This is a genomic window from uncultured Ralstonia sp., assembly GCA_913056305.1.
Taxonomy (GTDB): Bacteria; Pseudomonadota; Gammaproteobacteria; order Burkholderiales; family Burkholderiaceae; genus Ralstonia.
In genome coordinates this window covers 1-6,054 of record CAJXMR010000257.1, presented here as the reverse complement: position 1 = coordinate 6,054, position 6,054 = coordinate 1, and the positions used below count along the sequence as shown (strand labels likewise).

Here is a 6,054-nt window from a genome sequence, read left to right as displayed (position 1 = left end):
CCACGCGCGAGCAGGCCATCGCCCGCATGCGCATCGCCCTGTCGGAAATGGTGGTCGAGGGCATCCTGACCAACGTGCCGCTGCACCGTGACCTGATGCTCGATGCCAACTTCGTCGAAGGCGGCACCAGCATCCATTACCTGGAACACCGCCTGGAGCAGCAAGGCGTGGCCAAGGGCGGCAGCAAGTGACCTACCGCGAATGCGTGCTCGAAGTCGCGCGGGACGACGCTGAGGCGTTGTCTGAGGCGCTGTTCGACCTGGGCGCCCTGTCGGTGTCGGTGGAAGACGCCGATGCCGACACGCCCGACGAGGAGCCCCTCTTCGGCGAGCCCGGCCACGAGCCGACGCGCCTGGCGTGGAACCGCTCGCGCGTGGTCGCGCTGCTGGCCGACGATGCCGATCCGGCGCTGCTGGTCGCGGCCGCGGCCAATGCGATCGGCCTGTCGCCGGCCCCTGCGTACACCGTACGCGAGGTCGAGGAGCAGGACTGGGTGCGCGTGACGCAGGCGCAGTTCGAGCCGATCCACATCGGCGAGCACATCTGGGTCGTGCCCTCGTGGCACGACGCGCCGGAGCCTGACGCCGTGGTGCTGGAGCTGGACCCGGGCCTGGCCTTCGGCACCGGCAGCCACCCGACCACGCGCCTGTGCATGGAATGGCTGGAGCAGCACGTGCAACCGGGCGAGCGCACGCTCGACTACGGCTGCGGCTCGGGCATCCTGGCCATCGTGGCCAAGAAGCTCGGCGCGGGCGAGACGGTCGGTGTCGACATCGACCCGAACGCCGTCGAAGCCTCGCGCTACAACGCCGAGCGCAACCAGACGCAAGCCACGTTCAGCCTGCCCGACGATGCGCCCGAAGGCACCTTCGATCTGGTCGTCGCCAACATCCTGTCGAACCCGCTCAAGCTGATGGCGGCCATGCTGTGCGCACGCGTGCGCCCGGGCGGCCGGCTGATCCTCTCGGGCGTGCTCGAGCGCCAGGCCGAGGAAGTTGCCGCGGCTTACGCGTCTGCCATTCCGCTCACGGTGTGGCGCGCACGTGACGGCTGGGTCTGCCTGCACGGTGTGAAGCCCGCCTAAGTCACCGCCAGCGTCACCGCAAAGGTCGACGCTGGCGCAACTGTCTGCAATACTCGCGCGGTCGGCTTTTTTCTCCTCGTTCTGCATGGCATCCGCGCCACGTCTCGCCGCCCGCTGTCCCAACTGTCATACCGCGTTCCGCGTCGTCGCGGACCAACTGCGCCTGCGCGGCGGCCTCGTGCGCTGTGGGCGCTGTAACCACGTCTTCGATGGGCGTGCGCACCTGATCGAACTCGCCGCAACGCCTGCGCCCGAAGCGGCCACGCCCGCCGTACCCGCTGCAGCAGTGCCACGTCAGCCGGATCCACATGCCCCGAGCGCCGGCGCAGCACCGGCGTCGACGTCGGCTGCGCCCCAGACCGAAGCGCCCGCCGCAACGCCGCCGTCCGAAGACGACCACGGCTTCGGCATGACGCTGATCTGGGAAGAGGACGTCGCCGAAGACGGTGTCGCCGAGGTGCACCTGGGCGAAGTCGAAGGCGCGACGCCCACGCCCGAGGCCCAGCCGACAGCACCCGATACGCGCCCGCTGCCAGACGAAGCACCGGCGAAATCCGTCACGCAAGAGCCGCCCGCGCGCGAAGAGACCCCGGCCGCAGAACCCATCTCAGACGTACCTACCGCTGCGCCCGTCGCCAACGAGCCGCCTGCAGCCGAGCCGCCCGCGTCCGCCGATCCGTTCCACGGCCTGCCGCCGATCCGTGAGTTCGAGGACGACGAGGACAGCTTCGCCGCCGCCGTACCGAAGCAACCGTCGGCCGATCTGCCGGTCGAGCCGGCCGTTGCGCCTGTCGCCGTGCCCGCACCGACGCCGTCCGTTCCCGCACCCGTCGCGACACCCAAGCCCGTTGCGGAGAAGCACGATTCGGTCTGGATGCGCCATGAGACCGACGCGCACACGCTGTTCGCGCCGGTGCCGCGTCGCCATGGCCACCACCCGCGCCGCACCCACGACGAGCCCGCCGGCCCGACGCCGCAACGTACGCTGACGGGCGCACCACGTCCGCGCAAGGCACGTGGGCCGAACCACGGCGTCTCTGCCGCCACGCTCGATTTCCTGCGCGCTGCGCAGGCGCGCGAGCAGGTACGCAAGTCCACCGGCCGCCGCGCCCTGGCGCGCATCGTGATCGGCGTCCTGGCGGTGGTCGCGGTGGCGCAGGTGCTCTTCCTGGGCCGCTCGGAAATCGCCCGTCGCGCACCGTCCACGCGTCCGCTGTGGGAGGCCCTGTGCCAGCCGCTGCATTGCACCGTTGCCCCATCGCGCGATCTCGACGCGCTGCAGATCGAGTCGTCGCAGCTGCAGCGCCAGGAAGGTGACGCGTCCGATCAATATGTACTGACCGCCACGCTGCACAATCGCACCGGCGCCCCGGTCGCACTGCCGGCCATCGAACTGGTGACGACCGACCTGCAGGACCAGTTGCTCGCGCGCCGCGCCCTGTTGCCCGCCGACTACCTGACCCCCGCCGACCGTGCATTCGGTGTATCAGGCCTGCCCGCCCGCGCCGAACTGCCGATTCGGGTACGATTCCAGTCCCAGCACCCGACGGCCAACTATCGGGTCCTGATTTTCTACCCCTGATTCACCCCAACACGCATCAAACGAAGGAGCAGCACACCATGGCAAACGTGACCCTTGGCGGCAACCCGATTGAAGTCGGCGGCCAATTCCCGTCGGCTGGCGCGAAGGCCCCGGCATTCACGCTGGTTGGCAAAGACCTGAAGGACGTGTCGCTGGCTGAGTTTGCCGGCAAGCGCAAGGTGCTGAACATCGTGCCGAGCCTGGACACCCCGGTGTGCGCCACCTCCACACGCAAGTTCAACGAAGCCGCCTCGAAGCTGGACAACACGGTGGTGTTCTCGATCTCCGCCGACCTGCCGTTCGCCGCCGGCCGCTTCTGCGCCACCGAGGGCATCGAGAGCGTCGTGCCGCTGTCGACCTTCCGTGACAACGGCTTCAAGCAGGCCTACGGCGTCGACATCAAGACCGGCCCGCTGGCCGGCGTGACCGCCCGCGCCGTGGTGGTGCTCGACGGCAACGACAACGTTCTGTACTCCCAGCTCGTGCCGGAAATCAAGGAAGAGCCGAACTACGACGCGGCCCTGGCTGCGCTGAAGTAAGCTGCACGGATATTGCTGAGAGACTGGCCTCCCGTCTCTCATTCATCACACGGCCGCCCGCTTGGGCGGCCGCGTTCACATTTGGAGCTCTCCCAATATGGCCAGCGTGATCTGCGGCTCGATTGCCTACGACACCATCATGACGTTCGACGGACACTTCCGCGAACACATCCTGCCCGACAAGATCCACATCCTGAACGTGTCCTTCCTGGTGCCGACCATGCGCCGGGAGTTCGGCGGCTGCGCGGGCAACATCGCCTACACGCTCAAGCTGCTGGGCGGCGAGCCCATCATCATGGGGACCGTCGGCCAGGATGCCGGGCCGTATCTGGCGTACCTGAAGACGCTCGGCATCTCCACGCAGCACATCACGGAGATCCCCGACACGTTCACGGCCCAGGCCATGATCACGACCGATCGCGACAACAACCAGATCACCGCGTTCCACCCGGGCGCGATGAGCCAGTCGAGCGTCAATTCGGTCAAGGATGCGCTGCCGGCACGGCTCGGCCTGGTGGGCCCGGACAGCCGCGACGGCATGCTGCACCACGCCACACAATTTGCCGAAGCCGGCGTGCCGTTCATCTTCGACCTGGGCCAGGCGATGCCGCTGTTCGACGGCGCCGACCTACGCCGCTTCGTTGAACTCGCCAGCTACGTGGTGGTCAATGACTACGAAGCGCAGGTCATGCTGTCACGCACGGGCTACAGTGCGACGGAGCTTGCGCAGCGCGTCGAGGCCTTCATCGTCACGCGCGGGGAAGAAGGGGCGGAGATTCACGCCGGCGGCAAGCAGTACACTATTCCGGTCGTACCGGCCGAGCGTGTGGTCGACCCGACCGGTTGCGGCGACGCCTTCCGCGGTGGCCTGCTCTATGGCATCGAGAACGGCCTGGACTGGGAAACCACCGGCCGCCTCGCCAGCCTGATGGGCTCGCTCAAGATCGCGGTCCAAGGCCCGCAGAACCACGGCCTGCCCGTTGACGAGATTGCCCGGCGCTTCGAATCCGCATTCGGGTACCGGTATCAATAAGGAATCAACATGAACACCACCCTTCGCATCGGCGCCGCCGCGTTGTTGGCTGCAGCACTCGGCCTGCAAGGTTGCGCCATGGGCACCAACTCCAACAGCGCCTACACCTCGGGCCAGGCGCAGCGCGAGCAGACCGTGCGCTTTGGCACGGTGGACTCGGTCCGCAACGTCGTGATCGATCGTGAACAGACCGGCGTCGGTGCGCTGGCGGGTGGTGCCATCGGCGGCATCGGTTCGGCAGCGGCCATCGGGCGCGGCAATGGCTCGGTGGCGGCGGGCGTGCTGGGCGCCATCCTGGGCGGCGTCGCAGGTAGCGCGATCGAAGGCCAGGCGAACAAGCGCCCCGGCCTGGAGATCACCGTCAAGCTGGATAACGGCGAGTACCGCGCCATCACGCAGGACGCCGACGAGGCCTTCCGCCCGGGCGAGCGTGTGCGACTGTTGTCGTCGGGTGGCGTGACCCGTGTCACACACTGATCGACACACCGGCCTGACGCGCCCCTGACGGGGAGCGTTGACGCATCAAGAAAGCCGCATCGGCATCAAGCCGTTGCGGCTTTTTCGTGTCTGCGCGAAATCGACAGACAAGAAAAAGCCCGCCGGGGCGTGAGCCGATCGGCGGGCGGTGCAAGACACCAGGTCTTGCGGACCGGATACGCAGTATCCGATCAGGTGGGCGCGGGGTACGAAACCAGCGCGCCGCTGTGGTCCCGGAGGATCACCGTCACAAGAATGGCTTACGGACGGTTGCCGGTCGGGAACGGCCATGCCGCGGCCGGGTTCAGCGCGGTCTTGGCAGCGGGAGCAGCAGCAGCAGCCGGTGCAACGGCCGGAGCAGCAGCGGGCTTGGCGACAGCCTTCTTGGCCGGAGCCTTCTTGGAGGCGACCTTCTTCAGCGGGGCAGCCTTCTTGGCAACCGTCTTGCGGGTGGCGGCAACCTTCTTGCCAACTGCCTTCTTGGCAACGGCGGTCTTCTTGCCGACAACCTTCTTGGCAGCCGCGGTCTTCTTGCCGACGGCCTTCTTGGCGACGGCAGCCTTCTTGCCGACAACCTTCTTGGCGGCGGCGGTCTTCTTGGTGGCGACCTTCTTGGTGGCGGCAACCTTCTTGCCGACAACCTTCTTCGCAGCCACAGCCTTCTTGCCGGCGACCTTCTTGGCAGCGACGGTCTTCTTGGCCACAGCCTTCTTGGCGGTGGCGACCTTCTTGCCGACAACCTTCTTGGCGGCCGCGGTCTTCTTGGCAACGGTCTTCTTCGCGACGGCGGCCTTCTTGGTAGCGGCCTTCTTCACGGTGGCGACCTTCTTGCCGGCAGCCTTGGTGGTCTTCTTGGCAGCGGCGGCCTTCTTGGTCACAGCCTTGCCTGCAGCTGCCTTCTTCTTGGCCACTTCCTTCTTCAGGGCAGCGGCTTCGGCCTTGGCGTTCTTCTTGGCGGCTTCCAGCTTCTTCTTGGCCTTGGCAACGGTCTTGCCGACCGACTTGGCAGCCTTTTCAGCCTTCTTGGCCACGGTCTTCTCGACCTTGGCCACGGCCTTCTTGGCCTTGGCAACGCGGGTACCGGCAGCCTTGGTGGCGCGCTTGACGGTCTTCTTGACCGACTTCACTGCGTCTTCGGCAGCGTGGGCGATGGTCTCGCCAACGTTGGTGGCGGTTTCTTTGACGTTCTCGACGGCGTCGGTCACGACCGACACACCATTACCGTTGCTCATGTTGCCCTCCTGCGGGCCTTAAGTATCAAAACAGGGCGATGCTATACCGGCATTGACGATCGTGGAACGGGGCATGCGCCAGCAATCGCATCTGCTGCGACGACGAT

6 protein-coding genes and 1 pseudogene are annotated in these 6,054 nt (G+C 67.0%); 6 read left to right on the top strand and 1 reads right to left on the bottom strand.

Annotated elements, in window-relative coordinates:
• From QZ609_RS23620 to QZ609_RS23595, 6 genes and pseudogenes are all read left to right on the top strand, one after another.
• Positions 1–191 (top strand): annotated as a pseudogene (locus QZ609_RS23620) (acetyl-CoA carboxylase biotin carboxylase subunit); the annotation flags it as partial.
• Positions 188–1,084, top strand: a complete 897-nt coding sequence (prmA, locus tag QZ609_RS23615) for a 50S ribosomal protein L11 methyltransferase (RefSeq protein ID WP_295500065.1) — start codon at positions 188–190, stop codon at positions 1,082–1,084. The pseudogene QZ609_RS23620 and the gene prmA, both read left to right, overlap by 4 nt.
• An 85-nt stretch (positions 1,085–1,169) precedes the next feature.
• Positions 1,170–2,666 (top strand): DUF3426 domain-containing protein, encoded by a 1,497-nt coding sequence (locus QZ609_RS23610; protein WP_295500063.1) that lies wholly within the window; start codon positions 1,170–1,172, stop codon positions 2,664–2,666.
• Between the two features lie 38 nt (positions 2,667–2,704).
• Positions 2,705–3,205: a thiol peroxidase gene (gene tpx / locus QZ609_RS23605; protein ID WP_295500062.1), complete on the top strand. Its 501-nt coding sequence runs from the start codon at positions 2,705–2,707 to the stop codon at positions 3,203–3,205.
• A gap of 97 nt (positions 3,206–3,302) precedes the next feature.
• Positions 3,303–4,238: a carbohydrate kinase family protein gene (locus QZ609_RS23600; protein WP_295500060.1), complete on the top strand. Its 936-nt coding sequence runs from the start codon at positions 3,303–3,305 to the stop codon at positions 4,236–4,238.
• Between the two features lie 9 nt (positions 4,239–4,247).
• Complete coding sequence (locus tag QZ609_RS23595; RefSeq protein WP_295500058.1) at positions 4,248–4,715, top strand: hypothetical protein; 468 nt, start codon at positions 4,248–4,250, stop codon at positions 4,713–4,715.
• Positions 4,716–4,975: 260 nt separating this feature from the next.
• Here the strand turns inward: QZ609_RS23595 and QZ609_RS23590 are convergent, their stop codons facing one another.
• On the bottom strand, positions 4,976–5,947 hold the full coding sequence (locus QZ609_RS23590) for a histone H1-like DNA-binding protein (RefSeq protein WP_295500056.1): 972 nt from the start codon (positions 5,945–5,947) through the stop codon (positions 4,976–4,978).
• Positions 5,948–6,054 lie beyond the last annotated feature (107 nt).

Excerpts from the sequence above, each read along its gene's own strand:
- QZ609_RS23590 (WP_295500056.1), bottom strand. The coding sequence starts at position 5,947 with ATGAGCAACGGTAATGGTGTGTCGGTCGTGACCGACGCCGTCGAGAAC.
- QZ609_RS23600 (WP_295500060.1), top strand. The coding sequence starts at position 3,303 with ATGGCCAGCGTGATCTGCGGCTCGATTGCCTACGACACCATCATGACG.
- QZ609_RS23610 (WP_295500063.1), top strand. The coding sequence starts at position 1,170 with ATGGCATCCGCGCCACGTCTCGCCGCCCGCTGTCCCAACTGTCATACC.
- QZ609_RS23595 (WP_295500058.1), top strand. The coding sequence starts at position 4,248 with ATGAACACCACCCTTCGCATCGGCGCCGCCGCGTTGTTGGCTGCAGCA.
- tpx (WP_295500062.1), top strand. The coding sequence starts at position 2,705 with ATGGCAAACGTGACCCTTGGCGGCAACCCGATTGAAGTCGGCGGCCAA.